This window comes from Bombella intestini (assembly GCF_002003665.1).
Classification (GTDB): Bacteria; Pseudomonadota; Alphaproteobacteria; order Acetobacterales; family Acetobacteraceae; genus Bombella; species Bombella intestini.
Genome location: NZ_JATM01000002.1, coordinates 12,704 through 39,238, shown reverse-complemented (window position 1 = coordinate 39,238; position 26,535 = coordinate 12,704). Strand labels below are relative to the sequence as shown.

Sequence of the window (26,535 nt, the reverse complement as noted above, 5' to 3'; positions counted from 1 at the left end):
ATACGGTTCTATGTAACCCTTGATTGCTGATCCAACGGCAAGCGGCCCATCCAGAGCTTTACCGTCAATTCTCCATCGAGAGAGACAGGGGGGTCTGCTTCCAACCCTGCCGCCTCAAACCATTGCTGCATGCGTTCATCACTAAAGCCGAGATACATGTGGGCATCCCGTGTGCGGAGTTCCTCACGGTCGTGCAGGGCGAAGTCCACCACCAGAAGACGCCCGCCAGGGCTAAGAATCCGAGCCGACTCGGCAATAACGGCGGCCGGGTGCTGCGCATAACGCAACGCCTGATGCAGAATGGTTAGATCAGCCGAGCCAGCAGCCAGCGGCAGAGCATAAAAATTCCCCTGCCTCAGCTTGATCTCTTCACCATCTGCCGTCCGATTCTCTTCCAGTTTGACCCGGGCCAACCTCAGCATAGAGGGGCTACGGTCAAACCCGATGGCACTTTCACACTGCGGGGCCAGAAGCTCGAGCATACGCCCTGTTCCTGTCCCGATATCCACAACACGCCCAAGCGGCCCATCGCCCACCAGTTTTATGATGGCCGATTCGACAGACTGCTCCGAAACATGCAGGGAGCGAATCGCATCCCACTCCGCTGCATGGACCTCAAACCAATCCTCGGCCTCACCCATGCGAACATTCCGCACGGCCTGAAGACGCTGCCGGTCCGCCCGGCCCATCTCATCATCATCCTCTTCGTGATAACGCCGCCAATGGTCCAGCGCCGCAAAGATAGGTTCCAGATCATTCTCATCCCCAAGGGCGAGAAAAACCCAACTTCCTTCCTTGCGCCGTTCCACCAATTCAGCCTCGGCCAGCACTTTTACATGCCGGGAGACCCGCGGCTGGCTCTGGCCCAAAACCTGGGCCAACTCGCCAACTGACAACTCCATTTCACGCAGTAAGCGCAAAATTCTCAAACGTGTAGGCTCAGCAAGAGCCTGAAAGATTATAAGAGCACGATCCATGCAAACTATATATAATGACTTCATTATATATGCAATATATGTTGACACTTTTAAAAAGCCCTGCCACTTCTGGTTCTCACAACGCATCCCGGTTCGCTTTTTCATCTTTCATGAAAGGTGAGCAGGACGCTTCTCCGGCTGCCTCTCCCGAGGCAGTCTTGATCCTATCGGTGGGGCATAGACCGCCCGCCCGTTTGCCTTTCTCCCCCCAGCGGCTTTTCTCCGCAGGGTGGTGGAAGGCAAATGGACCGGCCCCCACCAAACGCCAGGAGGCATGTCATGACCGTACGCGTCGCAACATTGGGCTTTCCCCGTATCGGTGGCCGCCGCGAACTAAAAAAGGCTCTGGAAAGTTTCTGGGCCGGTAACAGCAGCGAAGCCGAATTGCTTCAGACTGCCGCCAGCCTCCGTAAGGAGAACTGGACCCGCCAGAAGGAGCAGGGAGCGGACATCATCCCCTCCAACGATTTCTCACTCTATGACCATGTGCTGGATACCAGTGCCCTAGTCGGTGCTGTGCCGGAGATCTATGGCCATAAGGGCGGTAAAGTGGACCTCACCACTTATTTTGCCATCGCTCGCGGTCGTCAGGTTGCCGGTGGTGAAGTCGCTGAGGGCCATGCAAACTGTTCCTGCCATCACCATGAAGCCACCGATGTTCCCGCTGCGGAAATGACAAAATGGTTCGACACGAACTATCATTACCTCGTGCCGGAATTCAAAGAAGGCCAGAGCTTCAGCCTCTCCTCCACCAAGATCATTGATGAGTATAAGGAAGCCAAGGCTCAGGGTATTGAGACACGCCCTGTCCTGCTGGGGCCGGTAAGCTTCCTGCTGCTGGGCAAGGCGCATGGCTCAGCTTTCAATAAGCTGGACCTGCTGCCGGGGCTGCTCGCCGTCTATACCGAGGTACTGCGTGAGCTGCGTCAGGCTGGTGCTGAATGGGTCCAGATTGATGAGCCGACATTGGTGCTGGACCTTGATGATGCTGCCCGCAAGGCTTTTGCCTTTGCTTATCAGGGCCTCACAAGTGCCGTTCCAGACATCAAGCTGCTTCTGACAACCTATTTTGGTGGTCTGGGCGACAATCTGGATACAGCACTCTCCCTGCCAGTCCATGGTCTGCATGTTGATCTGGTCCGTGCACCGCAGCAGCTAGAAGACGTTGTCGCCAAGGCCCGCCCGGACCTGCTGCTCTCCCTCGGTGTGATTGATGGCCGGAACATCTGGAAGGCTGATCTTTCCAAGATTCTGAAGCACATCGCTCCGGTGGCTGCCAAGCGTGACATCATCGTAGCTCCATCCTGCTCCCTGCTGCACACACCGATTGATCTGGAGCGTGAAACGCAGCTGGATGCCGAGGTAAAGAACTGGCTGGCCTTTGCCGTGCAGAAGATTGCCGAACTCGCCACCATCGCCAAGGCCCTCAATGAAGGGCATGAGAGCGTGAAGGCCGTTCTGGAAGCCTCCGATGCTGCTGCCGAGAGCCGCCGCACCTCCACACGCATTCATAATCAGGATGTGAAGAAGCGTGCCGCCCAGAAGGACGCCAAGCTGACACAGCGTCAGTCTGCTTTCCCTATCCGCCAGAAGGCGCAGGAAGAGGCCCTGAAGCTGCCGCTCTTCCCTACCACAACCATCGGCTCCTTCCCGCAGACGAAGGAAGTGCGTCAGGCTCGTGCCCGCCACGCCAAGAAGGAACTTTCCACGCAAGATTACGTGGCCTTCCTGCAGAAGGAAACGGAATCCGCCATCAAATGGCAGGAAGAAGTTGGTCTGGACGTACTCGTGCATGGTGAGTTCGAGCGTAACGACATGGTGCAATATTTTGGTGAGAAGCTTTCAGGCTTCGTCTTCACCAAACATGCTTGGGTGCAGTCCTACGGCTCCCGCTATGTCCGCCCGCCCATCATCTTTGGTGATGTCTCCCGCCCGGCAGCCATGACGCTCGACTGGTGGCAGTATGCACAGTCCTGCTCCCAAAAGCCGGTCAAGGGCATGCTGACAGGCCCGGTCACAATCCTGAACTGGTCCTTCGTCCGTGACGATCAGCCACGTTCCGAGACATGCCGTCAGATCGCCTTCGCCATCCGTGACGAAGTGCAGGACCTGGAAAAAGCTGGCTGCCCCGTCATCCAGATTGACGAAGCCGCCCTGCGTGAGGGCCTCCCCCTGCGCCGCAAGGACTGGCAGCATTATCTGGATTGGGCTGTGGAAAGCTTCCGTGTCACGGCCAGCGGTGTGCAGGACAAGACGCAGATCCACACCCATATGTGCTACTCTGAGTTCAACGACATCATCCAGGCCATCGCCGACATGGATGCTGACGTGATCTCTATCGAGACAGCACGCTCCAAAATGGAACTGCTGGAAGCCTTCACCGACCACAAATACCCTGCCGAGATCGGCCCGGGCGTGTATGACATTCACTCCCCCCGCGTCCCGTCTGTCGAGGAGATGGTCGAGCTGCTGCGTGCCGCTGAGAAGAAGGTGCCTCGCCGCCAGCTGTGGGTGAACCCGGATTGCGGCCTGAAGACCCGTAACTGGAAAGAAGTCCGCCCGGCCATCACCAACATGGTCAAGGCTGCTGAAATCCTGCGTGGCTGAAGGCTGAAAGAGATGGAACCCGGCTTCGTTACCTAGCACGATCCATCCAAATGAAGCCGGGTTCCGGGGGGCGATTTAGAACAGTCTCCCCCACATGAAAAGGGCTCCCTCACTGGGGAGCCCTTTTCTGTATCATCCCTAACCATTCAATCTGTTAGTTCAATGAGCCGCAGGTGCCCCAGCAGTAGGCACAACATGGCAGGCAAAGGACACGCCTTCTTTGTCCTCCCGAGCGAACGTGACCTCATCACCCTTAGCCCACCAGCTGTAGCGATCGCCTACATATTTAGCCCCATCACCCGCTACGACATTAGCAAAGACCATCACCCGTCCATCCACGGGCAGGACGGCCAGAGCCATAATATCCGCACTCAGATAGGTGACCGTAAAGCGACCCGCAGGTAGGGAGGTCCGCAGGGACCGGACATCATCTCCCGCCTTTTTCTCGTCCAGACTACATGTGTAATCAACATCCTGCCGCCCTACGATCTCATCAGCCGGAAGGGGAATCAGAAGATGATTACCTGTTTTATGTGTCGAAGCAGCCTTCTGGCGAGGGGATACAGGCTGGGCGTGCGTAGCCTGCTGGGGCTGACTGGCAGCACTCTCCTCTGCCTGTGCCTTTTCTCCACCAGAGCAGGCCACCGCCAATACCAGCCCACACATAGACACCACTTTCAACCGATCAAATACCATCAGTCGCAACTCCCCTCAGTTCAGCAAGACGTTTCTCAGCCCTGCGCTCTTCTCTTGGTGGGCGAGGCTGGCAAGCCATGAAATATAACCCCGTTACAAAAGCTAGCTGCGAAAGCAGGCCCAGACGGCTCCAAAGCCATGTGGTGGGAGAGGAAGGAGATATAAAAACGGATATGGTTTCGTAGATAAGAAAAGCCAGACAAATCAGCCGCAAACTACGCATCAATGGGCGCAGAGGGTTAAGCGTATTGGACTGCACCAAAGGGCGGAACCGCTGGAACCCAATGAACAGCACAATACTGCACAGAAGCACCAGAACGGACTGCACACTCTCGCTGATGGAGGCTCCATAAATCAACAATGGTGCAAAAAGGCAGGCAACCTGTAGGATGACGGAACCAAGCTCAAAATTGATGCCAATACTCCAAGCCGATATGGGTTCAGGCATACGGTCTGCAATGGGCTGGAACAGCCTGTCCAGAATGAAATCATCCAGTGCCTGAAGAAACCCCTCCTTCATCCTGTCTCCTTTTCTCTGGTATCATGCCCACTTGGCACAATCTGCCCTGACCGGGACTATAACAGAACACGCCCCCTTGACGATATGTCACCGGCATACTGAAAACAGACGACAGACACCTTCCTCTGCTGAAAGGATGCGCAGCCCTCATGGCTTTACCCGCTTCACTGTTCCGTCCAGCCCTGCTTGCGGTCACTCTTCTGACCACTAGCCTCACGGCTCTGCCCGCTCTGGCTGACACGGCTCCCCAGCCTGCTGCTACGCCCAGCCCTGCGGCCCCCGCCCCATCTGCCATACTCAGCACATCCGATGAGGAAGGCGTCACCCGGGCCACATTGAAAAACGGCCTGCGTGTCATCATCGTCCAGAATCATTTGGCCCCGGTCGTGCAGACGATGATGAATTACGAGGTCGGGTCTGTCGATGCGCCCAAGGGCTTCCCCGGCACGGCCCATGCTCTTGAACATATGATGTTCAATGGTTCCAAAACTCTCAGCCGGGACCAGCTAGCTACACTCAGCGCACGGCTGGGTAATAACGACAATGCCGATACCACGGCGGACGTCACACAATATTACTTCACAGCTCCAGCCAGTGATCTCGACATTCTTCTACGTATTGAAGCAGGCCGAATGGAAGGTCTGACCCTCAGCAAGGACGAATGGGCTCATGAGCGCGGTGCCATCGAGCAGGAAGTCTCCCGAGACCTTTCCAGCCCGATCTACCGTTATCTCTCGCAGGTGCGGGGGCTGCTCTACAAGGATACACCTTACGAAGCTGATGCTCTGGGTAGTCGTCCCTCCTTCGATGCCACGACAGTCGACCAGCTCCGTCAGTTCTATGAAAGCTGGTATGCCCCTAATAATGCCGTGCTGGTCATCACCGGGGATGTAGACCCGACCGAAACACTGAAGAAGGTTGAAGCCGCCTTCGGTGCCCTGCCCTCTCGGCCTCTTCCAACTCGCCCAGATGTCACCCCTAAACCCGTTGTCCATCGGGAACTCTCCCTGCCAACAGACCTCCCGGCTGGGTTGGTCACACTGGCATGGCAAATGCCCGGCCAGCGTGATCCCCGCTATGCGGCTGCAACCCTTCTGGCGGATGTACTCGCCAGCCAGCGGGCTGATCTATTTGCCCTCGTACCACAAGGCAAGGCACTGGAAACTGGCTTCATGTATGCGCCAGAGGCGCAGGGCGGTATTGCCACAGCCTATGCCGTGTTCCCACAGGGCGGCAATCCAACCCCTGTCCGGGTCAATATGGCAGCCATTCTGGAGCATTACCGTTCCACCGGCCTCCCGGCAGACCTCATTGAGGCCGCCCGGCGCAGGGAAATTGCTGCACTGGAGTTCAATGCCAACAGCATCAGCGGGCAGGCAGAAAGCTGGTCTCAGGCTGTCGCCATCCAGCATCTGAACAACCCTCGTGACATAATCCACGCCTTCCAAAAGGTCACCAAAGCGGATGTCGATGCTCTGGCACGGGAATGGCTAGACCCCAGCCACGCCATCAGCGCAACACTAACGCCTAGCAACTCGGGCAAGCCACTGGCTGATAAAGGCTTTGGCGGGGCAGAATCCTTCACCAACCCACCCAAAGAGCATGTCACTCTGCCAGATTGGGCAGAACAGGCCCTTGCCCGCCTGACCCTACCAGCAGCCTCGCCCCAGCCTTATGCAACAACACTTCCCAATGGCCTGCGGCTTATCGTCCAGCCCGAACATGTAAGCCACACAATCGAACTATATGGCACTATCCGCCAGAACCCTGCGCTGGAACAGCCCTTGGGGAAGGAAGGCGTTGCCTCTCTGACGGACCGGCTCTTCCTCTACGGCAGCACCCAGCATGACCGACTGGCTCTAGCCCGCGCTCTTGATGACATTTCCGCTGAAGAGGAAGCCGGCAGCAGCTTCAGCCTCAGCACCCTAACGGAGTCCTTCGGTACCGGCCTATCCCTTCTGGCAGAACATGAGCTGCACCCAGCATTCCCCTCTAGCGCCTTCGCCATCACACGGGAGCAAGAAGCTCGCAGCCAGAAAGGCACGCTCCAGTCTCCAGCCTATCATTTTGGCCGAGCCATCAAAAAAGCTCTTGTCCCGGCGAAGGACCCTACCCTACGTGAGGCAACACCAGAGAGCATCCGTGCCCTTACACTCAACGATGTGAATGCCTATTACCGGAATACCTACCGGCCGGACCTGACGACCATCGTCATTATAGGCGATATCACACCGGAGGAAGCCACGCAGAAGATCACAGCCGCCTTCGGGGGCTGGCAGGCCACAGGCCCTACGCCACAGGTTGATCTTGCACCAATTCCGCCCAGCCGGGCTAGTAAGGCTGTCATTGCCGACCCAGGACGCTCTCAGGACAAAGTGACCCTTACGGAAACACTAAACCTAACCATTACCAACCCAGACCGTCACGCTCTGGCAGTGGGTAATACCATTCTGGGAGACGGCTTCTCCTCCCTTCTAATGCAGGACCTCCGTGTCCGCACCGGGTATGTCTATGGGGTTGGCAGCAGCCTGAATTACAGCCGCACACGCAGCAGTTTCTCCATTACTTTCGGAGCAGACCCCGCCAAGGTGCCCGCTGCGCAGGCCCTTGCTATAAAAGACCTAAACCGGCTGAGAACAAAGCCTGTTTCTGCCGAGACGCTAGACCTCGCCAAAGCCACCTTGCTCCGCAGTTTCCCGATGAGCCGGGCCAGCTTTGATTCCCTTGCAGAACTCTGGCTCTCCCTCATTGACCTAGACCTACCTTTGGATAACCCAGACAGAGCCGCCAAGGCTGTCTATGACATGACGGCTACAGACGTGCAGAAGGCCTTTGCCCAATGGATACGCCCGGCGGACATGGCCCGCATCATCATGGGCCCTGCACCTGCAAAATGAACTTTATTCCCTGCCGTGCCGCTATGGCAGGGAATAAAAACCCTGAAACAAAAAGGGCACCCTAAAAAGGGTGCCCTTTTTTCCATCCATCACAACGGCTCTATCAGAGCAGCTTTTCTTCCATCAGATAGTCTACAGCCTGTGCAATACGGTTGCCGTACAGATGTTCCCGCATGGTCCGTTCCTGCGCCTTTTTGGCCATCTCAAAACGCAAATCATCATCCCGGAGATAACGATTCACGATCTGCTCAAAATCATCACGGTTGGAGAAGATCGGAATCTCATCCGCACTATAGTAGCGCCGTAATTCGTGAGTTTCTTCATGGAAGACCTGAAACGCCCCAGCCGCAGCAGCCTCAAATGTACGTGGCCCCGGTGTGGAAGGGGAGATCATGAAGCGTTTATTTTCAAAATGCAGAGACCGCCCCAAATTCAGCACAATGCGTGAGCGACTATACAGTTCGATGAGCTGCTGCTTTTCAATCCGAGCATCGGAGAAACCCACACCCATCTCGCCCCAGCCCGGCCCGATGATACGGATATTAAGCTGCTGAAGCACAGGCATAAGGTTGCGTACAACTTCCTTACGGGAACTGAAAGCCACACCGCAGAAGAGCACATCAATGGTTTTTTCTACCTGCTGGTCGATCGGCACATAATGCTGCTTCGGGCAGGCACCCAGCGGCAGATGAAACACCCGATCCCGCTGGTAGAAATTATGCCCCCAGCGATCGCAGGAGAAGATCACATCAAAATCGTTGGCGATCTGGTAATGCGCATCCTGCTCATAAGGGTCTTCCGTGGCCCAGAAGGTCGTCACAGCACCGACTTTCTTCGCAGCCCGTGATACCTCACCAAAATAGGTACTCTCTGGCAAATAGGACCCTGAGGCAAAAACAAGGGCCGGGCGCAACGTCTGAATGGCAGAGGCGGCTGCCGTCACATGGACGGAAATCACATTCCCTTTGCCAAAGCAGTTTTCCAACCCCTCCACGATGGTTGCGCGCACCTGAGCATTGGCATGGCTCTCGTAACGGCCACCACTGCAAAGTAGAACCTTCTGTTCTTTTCTGCTCACTTTGTTTTTTTTCCGATTGTTCTTCACGGCGGTCTGCCCTTCACCTGCGCTCATCTGTCACTCCCCCCACAACGCCTTGCCCTATGTCAGTTCAGGGAGGCATCCACAATCTGTTTCAATTTGTGTCTGAAATCCTCTAGGTCGGTATCCCGCTTCACAGCCTCCAGAGCAGACTGGCGGATACTCTGCCAGAGTGTTTCATCGCCATACAGCTGCTCCACAGCTGCGGCAAAACCTGCCGGATCGGCTCCGGATGCGCTCAACAGGCTTTCCCCAGCCTGCCAGCCTACCTCCTCCCGGAGCAGGTCTGTTACGACCATGGGCAGCCCCCGAGCAGCAGCCTCATGGACCTTAAATGGCAACCCACCAGCAAAACGTGTCGGTGCCACAAACACCCGGTACCGGTCAAATAGGGCATCCAAATCATCCACCGGCCCCAGAATCTCGACACGATCATGCTGCCCAAGCGGGGTCATATCCACCGCTGGGTGAACATAGCCCGCAATGTGCAGGCACACACCCTCCGGTAGAGCCTTGATGAGGGGTAATACCTCCTCAACAAACCATTTCATACTATCATAATTGGGAGATGCCTCACTATGGAAAGCTCCCAAGAAAAGAATGTCTCGCCGCTCCCCATAAGGCCGGGGGGTTGGTCTAACCGCCATGCCATGCCCCAGGACCATCACATTAGGATAGCCTGCCTGACGAATCAGATCGGCATCATGCTCGGTCACGGCCACGATCTGCTGGCAGTAATGGGCGCAGCGCAACTCCTCCGCCAGCAATTTATCCTGCTCCGCCGCCCACTCCTGCGCTGTCAGTTCTGGTGCCGGGCTACCATCGGCCATAAGACCTGTCACACGCTGCTGAAGAAGGGTTCTTGGGGCCGCCACGACCTCCGTATCCAGAACAGACCCGCAATGCGGCAGGAAGCGACTTGCCTCATTCAACAAAGGCAAGAGACGGGCCATGTTATGAGTCCGCCCCACCCAGAGCAGGTCATAGTATCCGGCCCGTTCCTCCAAAAATGCCGGCAGGGTGGACATATCCTGATTGAAAACCAGCTCCACTTCCTCCGGGAAGTCCCGATAAAGCAGGAAGGGCGGCGTCTGTTCCCGCATAACGGGGAAGACCGTCACATGATAATCCAGCGCTACAAGCGCACGGACAATATCATTGGACCGCACATAACCAGACCCCAGACCCCGCAAGGGAATCCGGTCCTCAATCAGTAGGACACGCTGGCGCTCTGGTCGGCGTCGCTCACGCCCCAGCAGAGCATTACGGATATGCTGAGGCTGCTGCTGCCGGAGAAACTCCTGATGCTGCTGGGCAAAGACCTTCCAGTGCCGCTGAATCAGCTGATGAGACCCACTCTGCCCAGAACTGCCAAACTCTAAGTGCTCGACCATGGCTAGGGGTTCATAAACGATCCGTGCCCCAATCTTCTGAAGCCGGACGCACAGGTCCGTATCCTCGAAATAGGCAGGCCAGTATCGAGTATCATACCCGCCCAGCCGCCGTAGAAGCCCCGTCCTAACCAACAGGAAAGCCGCCGATCCGTAATCGACCTCCCTGCTGAAACTAGCCTCCGGAATATTGGGGTCATCCTGCCGCCGGTACCCGTAAGTTGCCCCGTCCCGCCAGATGATGGACCCTGCCTCCTGAAGGTACAGATTAGTCCGTACCAACCGGGCAGCTACCGCACCGGTTGTATCAAGGCGATACAGACGCTTCAAAGCATGATGCAGAGCATCAGGGTAAAGCCGTACATCGTTATTTAGATAGAGGACGACCGGCGCCGTAACATGGGCCAATGCCTCGTTACAGCCCAGCAGATAACCGATATTCACCTTGTGCCGAAGGATGATCGCTCCCTCGACAAGCTGCTCCAGCCCGGATGTCTCATCACGGGAGCCTGAATCCACAAGGATCAGCTGGATCGCCCCATCATACCCAGCCCGCAGAGATGCCAGAGCCTGAAGGGTCAGGTCGATCTGATCATGCACGACCATAATGACGCTGACCTCCGCCATGCCACGCACACGGAAGTCCAGCTTCCGACGTGCCAGAGCGGGAAGATACAGGGCCGCATCATCCCGAAAAAGCTGGCGTGTCTGTTCCTCATCAGGCAGTGACTCTTCATGCTCCACTGGCACGGCCTGACCATTCTTTTCCGCTACCAGACGAGCGAAGGGACTATCATACACCCCTCCCTCACAATCCGACCAAACAAGCGGATGCCTCTTGTAAGAGACGAGATCAATCCCTTCTGCGGGGGAACGCCCCTCATGCGCACCGAAGAGGACGAAATGTTCATACCCATTCCGCAATCCATTAGCCCCTACGGAGGGCAGAATATCCGGTGATGTCCTACGGTAATAGGCTTCATCAAACCAAGCGGACGGACTGAACGCATCCGGTGTCGGGTTGGTCAGATAATGATGCAGTGCGTTGCCGTACTCGCCGGCATCAATAGCCTCCTGCACCTGCGGATACGTCTTCAGATACCACGAAGCATCAAAGTACCACGAGATCGGTTCAGCATCCACAATGTGAGAAGGCAGAGCCAACCACGAGGCTAGTAGCCCCTCCGAGCCAAACCATTCCTCGTAGCGCTCTGCCATTTTCTGAAGCAGGACGACATCAACAAAAGGCCCCGCCCGGAAACCATGCATCTCGCCATAGGAGAGATAATGATCATACCCATTGCGGAAGCCACGTTCTGCTAAATACCGGTCTGTTAGCTCCATATACCGGCGGCGGTAAGCCACCTCATCAAACAGCCAGTGCGGTGACAGACGGTGATACCCTTCCGCACAATAATGCTCGAAGCCGGACTTCCAGCGTTTTTCCAGCAGGCCACGCCGGACCTCCGGGTAGGCCTGCCTGTACCAGATTTCATCGAAATACCGGTTGGGCGAATGCCCCCTATGGCAGCCTATATCTTCGTAAAAACGCTGCGGATCATCATAACCATGCTGAAACATCAGCTCCTGCGCATCAGGATAGCGCAGTAAGTACCATTCTGGTTGAAACGCCAGCCACCGGGGGGATACATCCCCCGATGAACCAGTTTTCATCTCCGTCATGACGGAACTCATTGCCTAGATTGACGGTGAGACAAATCTAGCACCAACCGCCGGATACGCTCCTGCTGTTCGTCTGTTGGCATTTCACGATACAGCGTCCGACAGCGTCCGCCTTCCATCTCCATGCAGACATCCGTCACAACCGTGCCGAACAACTCCCCAACGATGTTCACCAAGGCCAGATGCCAGACACCAGACATTGGGCGGACCCGCCCCTTCCATGGTCTCAACATCCCCTCAAACCCAGAGCAAAGCGGCGCATCATTATGGGCTGTCCGCACGTCATCCCGTGCGAAGCGGGACATGGCAAACAAGACGATCTCATCCGTCTCTGCCCCAACGAGGGCAGCATAAACCGTACCGGAGCGGCCCTGCCCCGCCATGAAGCTCCAGCCTCGAACAGCAACGCCACCTACATCTTCTGGTGAGATACCCTGATCTTTACCCTCATCGGCTGTCAGCAATTCCAGACGATCGAAGAAGTAAAACTGCGTTCCATGCTCCTGAGCAAACAGGCGACCCCGCGGGAAGCGAGTCAACGGCACACCACGCAACACGTTGTCATTATTCACAACCCGGTAGAAGTCGCTCAGGATCGTATCATTACTCGGTTTGAACGACCGGATGCTCCTGACCTTGCTACCTTCAACCTCCAGACCATAGGAAAGAAGCTGGAACGCCCCACGGCCGTTGATGGAGTTGACGATACCGATCCGGTACCACCCTTCACACCATTTACCACGCAGAGCCGCCTTGACCGAGAAGCCCGAACGCCGCGGCACATCGGCACCAAACAGCTCACAAATATCCCCTCGGCTTTCCCGCTCGCTCTTCAAGAAGATCAACGGATTCTGCTCATCCTCGCTGATCAGCACAACATGCAGCTGTCCCGCTGTCGTGATGCTGGGGAGGAACAACCAACCACGAAGATGGAACTCATCAGCCGGTCTGAATGTCTTCTCTGCACCCTCGACAAGAACATGGTGGCAGATGTCATCCAAGTAGCAATTAGCACCCTGAATGGCGAACCAGTCGTTGATATGTGTCGGCAGGCTGATAGCCAAGTCCCGCACCAGCGGCGGATCGAAAATATGCCGAGGCGGAGCCTGATTCTTCCAAGACGCTATGGGCAGAATACCAAGCTGTCCAGCATCCAACATAAGATCGGACACGCCAAGCAGACGCTTCGGTGCCAAGCTCTGATACAGCTTGAACAGCCCAGCAGCGTATTCACCTTCATGCGTCCAGAGGTCAGGTGTAATGGCCTTCATCATCTTCTGACGAATATCTTCGGAGGAACGCAGAAGCTCCAGCCGTTCCAACACGACATCCGGCCGACCAACTGGCACCTTGAAGCCGTTGACGCTATCCGTCACCCGGTCATCCAGTGCGCCGATTTCCGTGACGATGGGCACAAGCCCATACTGCCATGCCTCAGACAGGGAGATGCAATAGGTCTCGGGCCATATGGACAAGAACAGAGCCACATCGGCCTGTTTCATGACATCCGTATTCCCAATGTCATACCGCCCATGAACCGTCACATTCGCACGATTCAGGTTGTTTAGCACTGGCTGATAGTCTGGATGGACATAACCCAAAATATGGAAATGGAAGTGATCCGGATGGGCCGCCTCGATGAGGGAGAGAATGGTATCTGCTCCCTTGGTCCGGGCAAAATTGCCAACAATGGCTACACCCAGCGGACGTTCCCCGAGAGGCGCATACGTATTGGGGATGACCGGCACCGTTACATCAGGGCTTGGGATCCCGTTAACCAGACTGATCTTCCTATCTAGGACAGGGTAGATCTGGTGCATGAAGTCCCGAGAATGAGTGGTACCAAACATAATGGCATCAACATGATGCAGCATCCGGTCGATGAAGGCACGGCGTGTCTGTTCCCCGCCATACTCAACCCCTTCGGCCTGCTTCAGCATGATATCCATGGCTAGAACAGATTTGAACTGATCTTCCACATGACGCATTTCCTGATTCAACAGGTTATAACGGGACGATACCAGCCAGAAATCATGTGCCGAGAATAGGACGCCCACCCCGCCTGCCTTGGCAATGAGTGGCAGTGACAGGGCATGATGCCCAAGGTGCTGGAAGTGGACAATGTCGATATTGTACTGGCCCAGCACACTGGAGAATACCGTTTCTTCCTGCGCATCGCAGACAACATCATCCCAGCTACGTTCGGCAACGTCAAAACGCTCCAACTCGTGCCCGTTGGCGGAGAGAAGACGGCAGCTTGTCCCCCGCCGCAGCCAGAAGAAGAACTCCACATCCCGGCCAAGGAAGGAGCAAAGCTCCCGCTGATAAACCTCGACCCCACCCCAGACCTGCTCATGAATGGTGGAGTGAGTGCACATCAGCACCCGCAGGCGGTCACGCCGTGGGGTTGGCACCACATTGGCCGGCGCATGACGTTTGAACTCCGCCTGCGTAATCTTACGAATGACCTGCAAACGATGGGCATAAAGATGCCGCCCGATGACCGACTTCTGCGCCGCACGGGCAGAATCCTGCCGCAGCTTGCGGTCATTAAGCAAGCGGGCAATATGCTCCACGACTTCATCGTCATCATAGGCCAGATGGACGCCTTCCACACTCTTAAAGTGTTCGACATCCATACCCGGAGCGACTTCAACAACCTGTGCTGTTCCCGCCAAACCGAGCTCAAAATAGCGTGGGCCCGGTGCTGTGGCCTGGCTGACATCGCCATGGCTGGCATAGTCTCGGAACATTGTCAGCGTCACGGCACTGACATTTGCAAAATCAATAAAGGCTTCATGGCTGACAGGCCTCTGAAGGGCCAGTGCAGCAATATCATCCGGCAGAGGTGGCAGATACTCATTCCCCGGGCAGACAAGCTTCAGCCGCACATCGGGGAAGCTAGCCAGCACACGCCGCAGGGTACGCACACGGTTAGGCCACATCGTGCCAGCAAAGAACAGATCATACTCACAATCTGCAGCATTCAGCACAGGCCGTTCATGCAGACTCGGGCTTGCGGCTAGTGGCAGATAATGCCCCTTACCTTGGTAAACCGGTACAGAAGCAGGATCATTAGTGAAAATATAGTCGAACAGCGGGGCGAGCTGGGCGTTTACCTCCTGCATGAAGGGGTCTTCAAACGTCCAGAGAATCACGGTCTTAAAAGCAGGCCGTACACGGCGGATCAAAGCCTGATTAATGCGCTGCCCATCAATGCACAGCAGCGTGTCGTGCTGACCGGAAGCCGCAGCACTTGCCAAACTCAGATTATCAGCAACAAGGATGTTCTCTTTCCCGAACAGCTCTTCCGCTGCACGCTGTATTGCCAATGTCAGGTAGGCATTCGGGTTATGGGTATAATTTGTGTTGTAAATGATCGCCATTGCTAGCCCTAAATCTTTTAGAGAGAACCCATCTTGCAGCCGACTGCGCAGACGGGCCATGATAACAACTTACTTACAAAAAACGAACCCATTCAGTACACAACCCCAACAAAATGTTAAGGTCGCCCTTACAAAACGATAAAAGGGCGACCCATTGGCCGCCCTTTTACCACCCTAAATCATCAAGAAAATATTAAAATTTTCCCCATAATCTAGGCTGCACCTCTCAATCTTCAGAAGTGCGACGACGAATAGCCGCACCCAGAATATCACCAAGAGAAGCACCAGAGTCGGAAGAACCGTACTCGCTGATCGCCTGCTTGTCTTCCTCGACCTCACGGCCACGAATCGTCAGGGACAGCTTACGGGAGGAACGATCCAGACCGACAACCTTGGCATCGACCTTCTCGCCAACAGCGAAGCGTTCCGGACGCTGCTCGCTCTTGTCACGGGCCAGCTCACCACGGCGGATGAAGCCTGTCAGAACGTCATCAACCTTGACCTCAATCCCGTTGCTCTGAACAGCCGTCACAACGCAGGTGACAACATCACCCTTGTTGATGCGGTCCAGCACATCGGCAGCCGGGTCTTCCTGAAGCTGCTTGATACCCAGAGAGATACGCTCTTTCTCGGCATCCACGTCGAGAACCTTGGCCTGAACAACCTGACCCTTCTCGTAGCGCTTCATGACTTCTTCGCCGGACTCATCCCAAGACAGGTCAGACATGTGAACCATGCCGTCGATGTCAGCGGACAGACCGATGAACAGACCGAACTCGGTGATGTTGCGGATCTCGCCTTCGATGACAGAGCCAACCTTGTGCTCTTCAGCGAACTGCTCCCACGGATTGCGCTGAACCTGCTTCAGACCCAGAGAAATACGACGCTTTGCGCTGTCCACATCCAGAACCATGACTTCAACTTCCTGAGAAGTAGCCACGATCTTGCCCGGATGGACGTTCTTCTTCGTCCAGGACATTTCGGAAACATGGACCAGACCTTCAACGCCCGGCTCCAGCTCAACGAATGCACCGTAATCCGTAATGTTGGTCACGCGGCCCGTGAAGCGAGCATTGACCGGATACTTAACGGCCACGTTCTCCCACGGATCAGCCTCAAGCTGCTTCATGCCCAGAGAGATACGCTGTGTATCGGAGTTGAAGCGGATCACCTGCACGCGGACAGGCTGGCCGATCTGAAGAGCTTCAGACGGATGGTTGATGCGCTTCCAAGCGATATCGGTGACATGCAGCAGGCCATCAACGCCGCCGAGGTCAACGAACGCACCGTAGTCGGTGATGTTCTTGACGACGCCGTCGAGGATCATACCTTCCTTCAGGCCCTGGATCAGCTCAGAACGCTGCTCAGCACGGGTCTCTTCCAGAACGGCACGACGGGACACAACGATGTTGCCACGGGCACGGTCCATCTTCAGGATCTGGAACGGCTGCGGCTGACCCATCAGCGGCCCGACATCACGCACGGGGCGGATATCAACCTGGCTGCCCGGCAGGAAGGCCATAGCGCCACCCAGATCAACCGTGAAGCCACCCTTCACACGACCATAGATCGTGCCGTTGACACGCTGGTTATGTGCAAAGGCGCTCTCCAGAGCGGTCCATGCCTCTTCACGACGGGCCTTCTCACGAGACAGCACGATGGAACCGTCACGGTCCTCGTAACGCTCGATGAACAGTTCAAACACATCACCCGGCTTCACATCCGGGGTTGTGCCAGCAGGACCGAACTCACGCAGAGCCACGCGGCCCTCGCTCTTCAGGCCAACATCGACAATAGCGTGATCGTCCGTCAGGCGGATGACACGACCGCGGACAACGGTACCGTCAAACGCACTGTCGCTGCCCAGTGTTTCATCCAGCAGAGCAGCAAAATCTTCTTTACCGTGTTCCGGTGTATTCTGAGTGGCAGAAGCCATGTATTTCCAGCATTCCAGAGTGCCGCAGCCTATAGGCCCGACACCCAGCCATGCGCCACTTTTTAAACCCACAACCTCTAGGGTGGATCAACAAAAAGTGCCGTCTCCTCCCAGCCCCACAGCCCGAAGCGGAAGTCATCATAAATCATATATTCCCTACCCTATGGTAGAGAATTCGTAATGCCGTGGGCTGTACGACATCACGCTTCCCTCACCAACACGCATAAAGGGGGAACTGTCAACAGCGAAGATATGAAAATCAGCGCCGGATGATGCCCTTTTCCTGTAGAATTTGGCAGACATGCTCCAGCACACCAGCCGCATCGAGATCGTCCGTGACGACCATCACGGCATCTTCGGCAGGCCGCAGCGGCGCAGCGGCGCGGGCAGCGTCCTGTTCATCCCGTGTATTGATGGCGGCGACCTCCTCAGCCAACCTGGTTGGGTCTGTGCATGGCTGCCCATGACGCTGCTCATACCGCCGCTGCGCCCGAACCTCCGGTGAGGCCGTGATGAAGAACTTAGCCGGCGCATCCGGGAACACAACTGTGCCAATGTCACGACCATCTACTACGGCCCCACGGGCACGCCCGAAATGACGCTGCCGCTCCAACAAGGCCGCCCGGACCTCCGGATGACGGGCCACAATGGAAGCCGCTTGATCTACCTCCGGCTCCCGCAAATCATTCCGGCGCATATCTTCTGGCACAAGCTGGCGGGCTTGTTCTGGCCCGTCATGAGCTGGGTCTCCCCCCCGGTCCAGTACCCGACGGGCAACAGCCCGATAAAGAAGCCCCGTGTCCAGATAGGGAAGCTCCAGCACCTCCGCCAACTGACGAGCTAACGTACCCTTCCCTGCAGCAGCAGGGCCATCAATAGCGATAACTGGATATTTTGCGCTCCGCTTGCTCATGGCTTCAGCCCCGCTCCAAGTGTGTTCATCAGCGACACGAATCCGGGGAAGCTGGTCTCGATAAACGCTGTATCGTCAATATGGACCGGCTGTTCAGCCGCAAGCCCTAGCACGGTAGCACTCATGGCCAGACGGTGATCCATATGGGTTTGGACCTTCCCGCCACCGGGCAAGCTCTTCTGCCCTTCAATAATCAAATCATCTCCTTCGACATGCACTTTAGCACCATTAGCCTCCAGCAAAGCCACGGTAGAGGCCAGACGGTCACTCTCCTTTACCCGCAACTCGGCAAGACCACGCAGGCGAGATGTTCCTTCTGCAAAAGCACAAGCAACGGCCAAAACCGGATATTCATCAATCATGGAAGGCACACGCACAGCAGGCACATCCACAGCCTTCAGCCGTCCCGCACGGACATGCAAGTCTCCGATAACCTCGCCACCTTCGGTGCGCTCATCACGCAGCTCGAGAGAAGCCCCCATTTCCTTCAATGTCTTGAAAAGACCCGTCCGCAGTGGATTCTGTCCCACGGCCTCTACAACAATCTCCGAACCCGGCACGAGCAGAGCTGCCACGACTGGGAAAGCCGCTGATGATGGGTCCCCCGGTACCAGCACATCCTGCGCCACAAGGCGGGCCGGCCCTTTCAACGTGATGCGACGCCCAGCCTCGGGCAGCTCCTCAACCTTCACCTCTGTACCGAAATGACGCAGCATATTTTCAGTATGATCACGGGTTGGGGCAGGTTCTTCTACTACCGTTTCGCCTTCACAATTCAGGCCAGCCAAAAGAATGGCAGACTTAACCTGTGCTGACGCCACCGGGAGACGGTAATGCAGCGGCTTGCCCTTACCCGTGCCCTCTACGGCCATCGGCAACTTATGTCCTGCACGCGTAACGAATCGTGCCCCTGTCTCGCTCAACGGTACACTGACCCGCCCCATCGGACGACCACGCAGAGAAGCATCCCCCGTCATAATGCTCATAAAAGGATGAGTCGCCAGAACACCACTCAGCAGACGGGCTGCCGTGCCAGAATTACCCATATCCAACACATCGGCAGGCTCTTGCAGCCCATTTACACCGCAGCCATCCACAATCCAGCGGCCATCCTTCTGCACAACCTTGGCACCGAGGGCTCGCATAGCCTCTGCCGTACGCAGAACATCCTCACCTTCTAGCAGACCGGAAATATGTGTCCGCCCCTCTGCAAGGGCAGCAAACATCAACGCACGATGGCTTATAGATTTATCTCCGGGAACACGGACCCGCCCGGTCAGCCCAGTCGGGGCGGAAGAGACGGTCAAGGGACGCTGTGCTGTCATAATCCTGCTTCACATCATCAAGGGTAAGATCATACAATTAGGCCAGACTACCCCATCCATCTGGAAAAGTCTGTCCCCTTCATGTCGCAATTCTGCCGATAGGAACGAGCCACGAAGAGGGGCTTCCCCCCACTGCCACCACACAGAGAAATATTTGACAGCGGGGCATTTCAGTGGCATGGCCCAGACACTTCTATTCTGTGGCAATATGGGCTCCAACATTATGGCAAAACCAGAACTCGGTCTGAAACGGACATGCGTTGACTGTAATGCACGCTTCTATGATCTCAACCGCGTACCGGCTGTCTGCCCAAAATGTGGGACAACCCAGCCAACCAATCTGTCCCGTCTGAAGAAAGAGGACGAGCTCGCTGACGAGAAAGATAAGAATCTCGCTCAGGAAGAGCATGAGGACGATATGGACATTGATACCGGTGATGACGATGATGTCATCTCCGATGACAATGATCTGGATGATGATGACGATATCAGTCAGGACATCGAAGTCTCGACCGACAAAGATGACCGGGACGATTCATAAGGGCATCCCCCTTTGCAGGGAGTGGCCCCGCTTTCGGCAGGGCTCCTCCCCTCGCAGGAGCCGCATCCCCACCCGGATGCGGCTTTTCTGTATGACGGGCCTTTTACTGGCCAGCACAACAGCGCAGGCCCACAGCGGGCAGGCTAACCCTCACGGCATCACGCCTCGCCCCTCCACACCGGCAGCCCTTGCTCATGAGCTGGAGCAGCGAGACAGTGCCACTGCCGCTTTGCAGCAGCATTGCTCCCAGCTCATCACGGCCAGATTGCTCGACAGGCACGCATCACCTGTTCTGCAACGAGATGCCCGGCAGACCTTACAGGTACCTCCTACGACACAGCTGGAAATCCGGCACGTTCAGCTCCTATGCGGATCGCAGGTACGATCGGAGGCATGGAACCTGTACCTACCCGAGCGCCTAACACCACAGGCTCGCCACCTATTGGCCAACACACACATACCATTCGGCAAGGCCATTGGAGAAAAGAACTTTATCCGCCAGAGGTTAGGTAGCCATTTCACTAATCTTCCCCCCGGCATTGACCTAGAAAATCGGGCCATCCTCCGCCGAAGGACAGATGAACAGGGTTTTGCCTATCTGATTGAACGTTATACGACTGCCGCCCTTGATGTCAGGAAGCCGCAGGCGACCAGTTCAAATGCTGACCACCATCAGGCGCCAGCATCTGGCCCGTAATAGAGGGCAGCATCAGGAACATACGGGCAATAGCAGCAATCTCATCCGGAGAAGCTCCCCGTTGAAGAGGCGTACTCCGGCACATACTCTCGAAATGCTCCAGAGACTGCCCCTCTGCGGGCAGGACCGGCCCCGGCCCGATAGCATTAACCCTAATATGCGGAGCCATCCCCAACGCCATGCTACGAGTCAGGCTCCATAAAGCGGAACGGGAGACAGTATAGCTGACGAAATGGGGGGTTAGATTCCAGACACGCTGATCCAACATATTGATAATCAGCCCCTCAGCACCTTCTGGCAGCGATTTGGCCACAGCCTGAGAGAGAACGAACGGTGCCCGAAGGTTCGGCTCCATATGCGCATCCCAGCTTTGGCGGGTCACGCCACCCAGCTCGTCCCGCTCGAAAACAGATGCGTTATTAATGAGGACACCGACCGGCCCCAGCTGCGCCTCAACCTCGGCCAGCATAGGCAACAGAGCCGTTTCCTCAGCAAGGTCAGCCTGCACGACACAACCACGCCCCCCAATGTGCTGCAGCAAAGCATCAGCTTCATCACGGCTACGGCGGCAATGGATGGCAACAGCAAACCCTTCATGGGCTAACATCTCCACCATGGCACGACCAAGGCGACGTGCCCCGCCTGTCACCAGCGCAACACGGGGCATATGAGGCGACAGACCAACCATGCTTACAGAACCTTTCTGGACGACAGAGCCGCAGCCAATGTGCCTTCATCCAGCACATCCAGCGCACCCCCCATCGGGACACCATGCCCCAGACGGCTTACTGCTACCTCATATGGGGCTAATTTTTCTTGTAGCCAATGGGCCGTGGTCGCACCCTCCACCGTAGCACCAAGAGCAAGAATAACTTCCTCTACTCCACCGGCCTGAATACGCTCCATAAGACCCGTCAGATTGAGATCATCCGGTCCGCAACCAGAAAGAGCGGATAGGACACCACCTAACACTTGATACCGCCCACGGTGCATGCCGGCCCGCTCCAACGCCCAAAGATCCCCCACACTCTCCACCACACAGATGACAGAGGAATCACGCTGGGGGTCTGCACAAAGGGAACAAGGTGTGCAGCTATCCAGATTGCCGCACTGCGGGCAGGTATGGATCGCCCTTGCCGCCTCCTGCATGGCGTTTATCAGGGGTTGAAGGCGTGTTTCCGGGGCCTGCAACAGAGCCAGAGCTGCCCGGCGGGCCGAACGAGGACCAAGACCAGGCAGGCGGGCCAGACGAGACATCAGAGCTTCAATTTCAGGACTTATGCGCACGTCAGACCCCTATTTCCTTGTCCTCTTCAGAAAGGCATATCCATGCCCGGCGGCAGCTGTAGGCCACCAGTGACTTTCTTCATCTCTTCCTTACTAATCGCTTCTGTCTTTTTGCGGGCATCCGCAAAGGCAGCCAGAATCAAATCCTGCAAAGTTTCCATATCCTCTGGATCAGCCAACTTAGGATCAATGGTGATACCGGTCAGCACGCCCTTGCCCGTCAGTGTCAGCCGTACAAGCCCGTTGCCAGCTTCGCCATCAACCTTCATGGATTCCAGCGCAGCCTGAGCCTCTTTCATGCGGGCCTGCATCTGTGTGGCCTGCTTCATCATACCGGCAAGATTCTTCATTATGTCACTCCTTGGTTACAGGGCTAAACTAGGGCCGTGGCCAGCCTCTGAGGGTCAGTAAAAATCATCCTCATCAGGATAATCAGCATCCAACGGGGCAAATTCCAAATAAGAGGGAACATCCTCGCCCAGTGGAACAACGGTTTCCGGCGGGAGGCCGTAATCATCCAGTGTATGATCCCTTACCTCACCAATCTGCGCCTTCGGGAAATGCCGCATGATAGCCTGAACAAGAGGATGCTGCTTTGCCTTGTCCTTATGTAAGGCAACAACCTCCTTTCCCTGCTCATCCAGCGTTGGCTCTCCCTGCTCATCAGATGGAATAACCTGCCAGTAACCGGGATACAGCCCATCCAGCAGATCTGTAAGAGACCGGAAGGTCTGCCGCTTCTGCTCCTCATCCGCCTCGGCAATCCGCAGTACAAGCCTCGGTGGAGCAAACTCCACGAGATGCCCCAGATGCCGCAAGGTCCCATGCAGGCGGGCTGCTTTCTGCTGCCGTACAAGGGCAACTAGCTCCCGCCAGCTACGAGGCATAGGCGGGATCGTATCATTCTGCTCATCAGACTTCTGCGCAACAGGCGTCCCATTCTCCGTAGCCAGACGAAGAGGGCTAGGCGGCGGCGGTGTTTCCTGAACCGGCTCCGGCTGCGATTTCAGAACCGTGCTTCCTTGCCTGACCGGCCCGCTTCCCTGTAGGGACGCCGAAGCTGATGTCCCAGCCCCCGCACCAGTGACGCTGGAAGGAGCTGATACAGTCCGGGACGACACAGAGGCCGTCCTTTCTGAGCCTCCTGCTATAGGTGCCTGTAAAGACGGACCTCTAAGGGCTGAGCCGCCCCCAGTGGAGGGGGTATCCCCGCCAGACGGGGCCTCCTGAAGTTGGCGAATCAGCTTATCTGGCGTCGGCAACATACTGGCATGGCAGAGACGGATCAGCACCATCTCAGCAGCCTGACGCCTGTCCGGGGCCATTTCTACCTCGGCCACCCCTTTCAGAAGCAGCTGCCATGCCCGCCCCAAAACCGTAACACCGACATGGTCTACAATCGCCCCGCCACGGACACGCTCCATTTCTGGCAGTTCCATCCCGTCCCGCAACTCAGGCAAGGCCTTAATGCGGGAGAGGAGATGAAGCACGTCCATCAGGTCCATCAACAGCTCGCCCAAGTCTGCACCACGAGCATAGGCCTGTCCGGCTATCTTCAATACGGCGGCGACCTGCCCATGAAGGGCCGCCTCCAACAGGTCGAACACCATGCCACGATCCGCCAGCCCCAGCATGTCCGCCACGCTGGCTGTGTCGGCAGCACCTTGTGCAATGGCTTGATCCAGCAGAGACAGTCCATCACGCACGGACCCATCCGCCGCCCGAGCGATGAGAGCCAGTGCCCCCTCTTCCAGCTCGACCCCTTCTTTACGGGCGATACGGGCAAAATGCTCGGCCAGCATAGTTTGCGGCACACGCCGTAGGTCAAAACGCTGACAGCGAGACAGTACCGTGACAGGGACCTTCCGCAATTCAGTCGTGGCGAAGATAAAAGTAACCTGTGCGGGTGGCTCTTCCAGAGTTTTCAGCAATGCGTTGAAGGCATTACGGGACAGCATGTGCACTTCGTCAATCACGAAGACTTTCATGCGGGCCTGCATAGGCCGGAAACGGGATGCCTCGATAATCTCCCTAACGTCATCCACACCAGTACGGGAGGCGGCATCCATCTCCAGCACGTCCGGGTGACGGTCTGCCAGAATCGCCGTACAGTTAGGGCAGACGCCACATGGGTCGGCTGTTGGGCCACCTTTGCCATCGACCCCAGTACAATTCAGGGCTCGGGCAATAATACGGGCTGTGGTGGTCTTTCCTACACCCCGCACACCCGTCAGCATGAAGGCATGAGCCACACGCCCCACAGCAAAGGCACGGCGAAGGATCCGGACCAACCCTTCTTGCCCGATCAGATCATCGAATGTCCGAGGACGATATTTCCGAGCAAGGACGCAGTAAGGTGTTCCACTCTTTGAAGGCTCCGCCTCTGCCGGGGGTTCGTCAGAGAAAAAACCAGCACCGCCTTCAGGAGGGAGGGGAATATCTTCTTCACTCACGGCTGCAACGTGCCTCCCACAGCTTTCATTGTCTGGAAAGGACGCCCCGGAGGCCCGGTGGCCTGCTTTGCTGCTCCCTGCGTCCAGAGGCCTGCATGGCAATCAGAGGAGAGAGACCGGACACCCGACCCGATACGATCTTACTACGGCTGCTCCCTTCCGGGCCTGACCGGGTTTGCAAGTCAACCGCCCAGGGCCGATCTCCCAAGCGGGCTTCTAGCACAGGAACAGGGGGGGCAGGCAAGGATTACTTTCACCAAGGCCCCATATACCCCTTCTCAGGGGGCAACCGCTCCCCCACCGGGATGGCGTGGGTCTGCCACACCATAGAACGGCCCTATCGTTTTCGAGCGGGCTGCCTTGCTATCCAGCCGGGGACCGCCCACCAGAATGGCTTCTGTAATACCCCAAGGACGATGAGCAACGAAGTGGTAGCCCTCTTGCTCCAACGTCTTCTGTACATCTGGACTCAAGGCCCCTGTTTCCATCTCCACATCATCGGGCTTCCACTGTTCATGCAAGCGAGGCAGATCGACAGCCTGTGCCAGATCAAGCCCATAATCCACCACACCGAGCAAGCTGGACAGCACAATAGTGGGAATGCGGGAGCCTCCGGGGCTACCCGTGACCATCACGACCCGCCCATCCCGGCTAATGATGGTTGGCGTCATGGAAGAAAGCGGTGTCTTACCCGGTGCAATGGCATTCGCCACAGAACCGACAATACCGAACATGTTCGGCTCCCCCGGCTTGACGGAAAAATCATCCATCTCATCATTCATCCAGATACCGGTTCGCCCCCCCATGACACCCGCACCAAACCAGCCATTCAGCGTGTAAGTTGTGGAAACTGCCATGCCACGAGAATCAATCGTGGAGAAATGGGTCGTTTCATGCTTCTCCATGGCCGGTTTAGCAGCTGGTTGCACCATGCCGGGAGCAGGGCGGCCAACCTGTAACTCATCGGAGGACACAGCCCTGTTGCTAGGCAGTGCAGCCCGTATCTGCGCCGCATAGGCTGGATTGAGCAAACAAGAGACCGGATTAACCACAAAGGCCGGATCTCCTAGGTCCCGCCTGTCAGAATAAGCATGACGCATCGCCTCCAGCTCCAGCTGGACAGCCGACGCACTATGCAGGCCAAGGCGGCCCATATCATAGCCAGACAGGATATTGAGGACCTCACACACAGCCACACCACCGCCACTCGGCGGCGGGGCCGTTTCCACCTGATAACCACGATATTGGCAGGTGATCGGCTTCATGAACCGGGGCCTATAGGTATGGAAATCCGCTTCTGTTAGGAAGCCACCCCCCAGACGGGCAGCACGAAGGATTTCTGCGCTGATAGGACCACGATAGAAAGCATCCTCACCATTTTTAGCGATCAGCTCCAACGACTGGGCCAAACCAGGCTGAACTAGCCGATCCCCTATCGTAAGCTCACTGCCATCAGGCCGCAGGAAGATGCCACGGGCATACTCATCCTGCTGAAAATAACTGGTTGATGTATGCAGCAGCTCTACATCACCCTCTTCCAGCACGAAACCATCCCGGGCCAAGGCAATGGCCGGGGCCATATCCTTCGCCCGACTTAACCGCCCCCAGCGTTTGCGGACAGCTTCCAGCCCGGCGACCGTCCCCGGTACAGCCACAGCTTTCCAACCCACTGTGGAAAGGCCCGGTTTTACATGGCCGGTTTCATCCAGATACATCGTGGGTAGGGACCGCAGAGGAGCATGCTCCCGGAAGTCTATGAACACGGCCGGCCCATGTGGTGGCCTTAGGGTCATAAACCCACCACCACCAAGATTCCCCGCCGCTGGATAAACCACGGCCAAGGCATAACCCACAGCTACGGCAGCATCGGCCGCATTACCCCCTTCCCGCAGGATACGGGCACCAGCCTCGGAAGCCAGATGCTGGGCGGAGACGACCATGCCCCTCTCCCCCTTTACCAGCGTGCCGGGGCGGGTTGTATCCGGCCCGAAGGCCAGAGGGTCATGCGCTGCACTTAATGGTTCAGCATGAGAGAGGGAAACGCTACCAAGCAGCATCCCCCCCAGCGCTAGCCGAACAGTCAGTTTACGCAGTGCCATCATGGGCGCCTTTCCTTTCCGCAGACTG

General features: G+C 56.6%; 18 protein-coding genes and 1 other RNA gene. 4 read left to right on the top strand and 15 right to left on the bottom strand.

The window, feature by feature from the left end:
* Nucleotides 1-8: 8 nt before the first annotated feature.
* Nucleotides 9-977: an ArsR/SmtB family transcription factor gene (locus AL01_RS03300; RefSeq protein WP_077395968.1), complete on the bottom strand. Its 969-nt coding sequence runs from the start codon at nucleotides 975-977 to the stop codon at nucleotides 9-11.
* A gap of 279 nt (nucleotides 978-1,256) precedes the next feature.
* Between AL01_RS03300 and metE the strand changes: the two genes are divergently transcribed.
* A complete protein-coding gene (metE, locus tag AL01_RS03295) occupies nucleotides 1,257-3,584 on the top strand; it encodes a 5-methyltetrahydropteroyltriglutamate--homocysteine S-methyltransferase (protein ID WP_077395967.1) in 2,328 nt (775 codons plus the stop codon).
* A gap of 159 nt (nucleotides 3,585-3,743) precedes the next feature.
* On the opposite strand, the gene AL01_RS03290 is transcribed toward metE, so the two are convergent.
* Together AL01_RS03290 and AL01_RS03285 are read right to left on the bottom strand one after the other, a co-directional pair.
* Nucleotides 3,744-4,280: an MliC family protein gene (locus tag AL01_RS03290; protein WP_077395966.1), complete on the bottom strand. Its 537-nt coding sequence runs from the start codon at nucleotides 4,278-4,280 to the stop codon at nucleotides 3,744-3,746.
* Entirely contained in the window at nucleotides 4,270-4,800 is a 531-nt protein-coding gene (locus tag AL01_RS03285; protein ID WP_077395964.1) for a hypothetical protein, read from the bottom strand. Before AL01_RS03285 ends, AL01_RS03290 begins: the two co-directional genes overlap by 11 nt.
* Before the next feature lie 149 nt (nucleotides 4,801-4,949).
* Between AL01_RS03285 and AL01_RS03280 the strand changes: the two genes are divergently transcribed.
* Nucleotides 4,950-7,697 (top strand): M16 family metallopeptidase, encoded by a 2,748-nt coding sequence (locus AL01_RS03280; RefSeq protein ID WP_077395962.1) that lies wholly within the window; start codon nucleotides 4,950-4,952, stop codon nucleotides 7,695-7,697.
* A 103-nt stretch (nucleotides 7,698-7,800) separates the two neighbouring features.
* On the opposite strand, the gene AL01_RS03275 is transcribed toward AL01_RS03280, so the two are convergent.
* From AL01_RS03275 to aroA, 6 genes are all read right to left on the bottom strand, one after another.
* Nucleotides 7,801-8,829: a CgeB family protein gene (locus AL01_RS03275; RefSeq protein ID WP_077395960.1), complete on the bottom strand. Its 1,029-nt coding sequence runs from the start codon at nucleotides 8,827-8,829 to the stop codon at nucleotides 7,801-7,803.
* A 32-nt stretch (nucleotides 8,830-8,861) separates the two neighbouring features.
* The gene (locus tag AL01_RS03270) at nucleotides 8,862-11,870 is read right to left on the bottom strand and encodes a glycosyltransferase (protein WP_077396312.1); all 3,009 of its coding nucleotides are present in this window, start codon (nucleotides 11,868-11,870) and stop codon (nucleotides 8,862-8,864) included.
* Between the two features lie 8 nt (nucleotides 11,871-11,878).
* Nucleotides 11,879-15,316: a glycosyltransferase gene (locus AL01_RS03265; RefSeq protein WP_241502681.1), complete on the bottom strand. Its 3,438-nt coding sequence runs from the start codon at nucleotides 15,314-15,316 to the stop codon at nucleotides 11,879-11,881.
* Between the two features lie 166 nt (nucleotides 15,317-15,482).
* Nucleotides 15,483-17,192 carry a 30S ribosomal protein S1 gene (rpsA, locus tag AL01_RS03260; RefSeq protein ID WP_077395958.1) on the bottom strand — a complete coding sequence of 570 codons (1,710 nt, stop codon included), beginning with the start codon at nucleotides 17,190-17,192 and terminating at the stop codon, nucleotides 15,483-15,485.
* Between the two features lie 259 nt (nucleotides 17,193-17,451).
* On the bottom strand, nucleotides 17,452-18,105 hold the full coding sequence (gene cmk / locus AL01_RS03255; RefSeq protein WP_077395956.1) for a (d)CMP kinase: 654 nt from the start codon (nucleotides 18,103-18,105) through the stop codon (nucleotides 17,452-17,454).
* Nucleotides 18,102-19,430 carry a 3-phosphoshikimate 1-carboxyvinyltransferase gene (aroA, locus tag AL01_RS03250; RefSeq protein WP_077395954.1) on the bottom strand — a complete coding sequence of 443 codons (1,329 nt, stop codon included), beginning with the start codon at nucleotides 19,428-19,430 and terminating at the stop codon, nucleotides 18,102-18,104. The genes cmk and aroA overlap by 4 nt, the downstream gene beginning before the upstream one ends.
* A gap of 223 nt (nucleotides 19,431-19,653) precedes the next feature.
* On the opposite strand from aroA, the gene AL01_RS03245 reads away from it, so the two are divergent.
* Both AL01_RS03245 and AL01_RS03240 read left to right on the top strand, forming a co-directional pair.
* Entirely contained in the window at nucleotides 19,654-19,971 is a 318-nt protein-coding gene (locus AL01_RS03245; protein ID WP_077396310.1) for a TIGR02300 family protein, read from the top strand.
* A gap of 91 nt (nucleotides 19,972-20,062) precedes the next feature.
* Entirely contained in the window at nucleotides 20,063-20,668 is a 606-nt protein-coding gene (locus AL01_RS03240) for a hypothetical protein (protein ID WP_143280666.1), read from the top strand.
* On the opposite strand, the gene AL01_RS03235 is transcribed toward AL01_RS03240, so the two are convergent.
* The 6 genes from AL01_RS03235 to ggt form a co-directional block, all read right to left on the bottom strand.
* On the bottom strand, nucleotides 20,604-21,356 hold the full coding sequence (locus AL01_RS03235) for an SDR family oxidoreductase (RefSeq protein WP_077395950.1): 753 nt from the start codon (nucleotides 21,354-21,356) through the stop codon (nucleotides 20,604-20,606). The two genes, AL01_RS03240 and AL01_RS03235, sit on opposite strands and share 65 nt — an antisense overlap.
* A 2-nt stretch (nucleotides 21,357-21,358) precedes the next feature.
* Nucleotides 21,359-21,955 (bottom strand): recombination mediator RecR, encoded by a 597-nt coding sequence (gene recR / locus AL01_RS03230; RefSeq protein WP_077395949.1) that lies wholly within the window; start codon nucleotides 21,953-21,955, stop codon nucleotides 21,359-21,361.
* Between the two features lie 26 nt (nucleotides 21,956-21,981).
* Nucleotides 21,982-22,305, bottom strand: a complete 324-nt coding sequence (locus AL01_RS03225; protein ID WP_077395948.1) for a YbaB/EbfC family nucleoid-associated protein — start codon at nucleotides 22,303-22,305, stop codon at nucleotides 21,982-21,984.
* Between the two features lie 54 nt (nucleotides 22,306-22,359).
* Nucleotides 22,360-24,408, bottom strand: a complete 2,049-nt coding sequence (locus tag AL01_RS03220; RefSeq protein ID WP_077395946.1) for a DNA polymerase III subunit gamma/tau — start codon at nucleotides 24,406-24,408, stop codon at nucleotides 22,360-22,362.
* A gap of 108 nt (nucleotides 24,409-24,516) precedes the next feature.
* Nucleotides 24,517-24,613: signal recognition particle sRNA small type (gene ffs, locus AL01_RS03215), an RNA gene on the bottom strand.
* A 73-nt stretch (nucleotides 24,614-24,686) separates the two neighbouring features.
* On the bottom strand, nucleotides 24,687-26,465 hold the full coding sequence (gene ggt, locus AL01_RS03210) for a gamma-glutamyltransferase (RefSeq protein ID WP_143280685.1): 1,779 nt from the start codon (nucleotides 26,463-26,465) through the stop codon (nucleotides 24,687-24,689).
* Nucleotides 26,466-26,535: the final 70 nt, after the last annotated feature.

Coding starts and splice junctions, on each gene's coding strand:
- AL01_RS03300 (WP_077395968.1), bottom strand. CDS start 977: ATGGATCGTGCTCTTATAATCTTTCAGGCTCTTGCTGAGCCTACACGT.
- metE (WP_077395967.1), top strand. CDS start 1,257: ATGACCGTACGCGTCGCAACATTGGGCTTTCCCCGTATCGGTGGCCGC.
- AL01_RS03290 (WP_077395966.1), bottom strand. CDS start 4,280: ATGGTATTTGATCGGTTGAAAGTGGTGTCTATGTGTGGGCTGGTATTG.
- AL01_RS03285 (WP_077395964.1), bottom strand. CDS start 4,800: ATGAAGGAGGGGTTTCTTCAGGCACTGGATGATTTCATTCTGGACAGG.
- AL01_RS03280 (WP_077395962.1), top strand. CDS start 4,950: ATGGCTTTACCCGCTTCACTGTTCCGTCCAGCCCTGCTTGCGGTCACT.
- AL01_RS03275 (WP_077395960.1), bottom strand. CDS start 8,829: ATGAGCGCAGGTGAAGGGCAGACCGCCGTGAAGAACAATCGGAAAAAA.
- AL01_RS03270 (WP_077396312.1), bottom strand. CDS start 11,870: ATGACGGAGATGAAAACTGGTTCATCGGGGGATGTATCCCCCCGGTGG.
- AL01_RS03265 (WP_241502681.1), bottom strand. CDS start 15,316: ATGGCCCGTCTGCGCAGTCGGCTGCAAGATGGGTTCTCTCTAAAAGAT.
- rpsA (WP_077395958.1), bottom strand. CDS start 17,192: ATGGCTTCTGCCACTCAGAATACACCGGAACACGGTAAAGAAGATTTT.
- cmk (WP_077395956.1), bottom strand. CDS start 18,105: ATGAGCAAGCGGAGCGCAAAATATCCAGTTATCGCTATTGATGGCCCT.
- aroA (WP_077395954.1), bottom strand. CDS start 19,430: ATGACAGCACAGCGTCCCTTGACCGTCTCTTCCGCCCCGACTGGGCTG.
- AL01_RS03245 (WP_077396310.1), top strand. CDS start 19,654: ATGGCAAAACCAGAACTCGGTCTGAAACGGACATGCGTTGACTGTAAT.
- AL01_RS03240 (WP_143280666.1), top strand. CDS start 20,063: ATGACGGGCCTTTTACTGGCCAGCACAACAGCGCAGGCCCACAGCGGG.
- AL01_RS03235 (WP_077395950.1), bottom strand. CDS start 21,356: ATGGTTGGTCTGTCGCCTCATATGCCCCGTGTTGCGCTGGTGACAGGC.
- AL01_RS03225 (WP_077395948.1), bottom strand. CDS start 22,305: ATGAAGAATCTTGCCGGTATGATGAAGCAGGCCACACAGATGCAGGCC.
- ggt (WP_143280685.1), bottom strand. CDS start 26,465: ATGCTGCTTGGTAGCGTTTCCCTCTCTCATGCTGAACCATTAAGTGCA.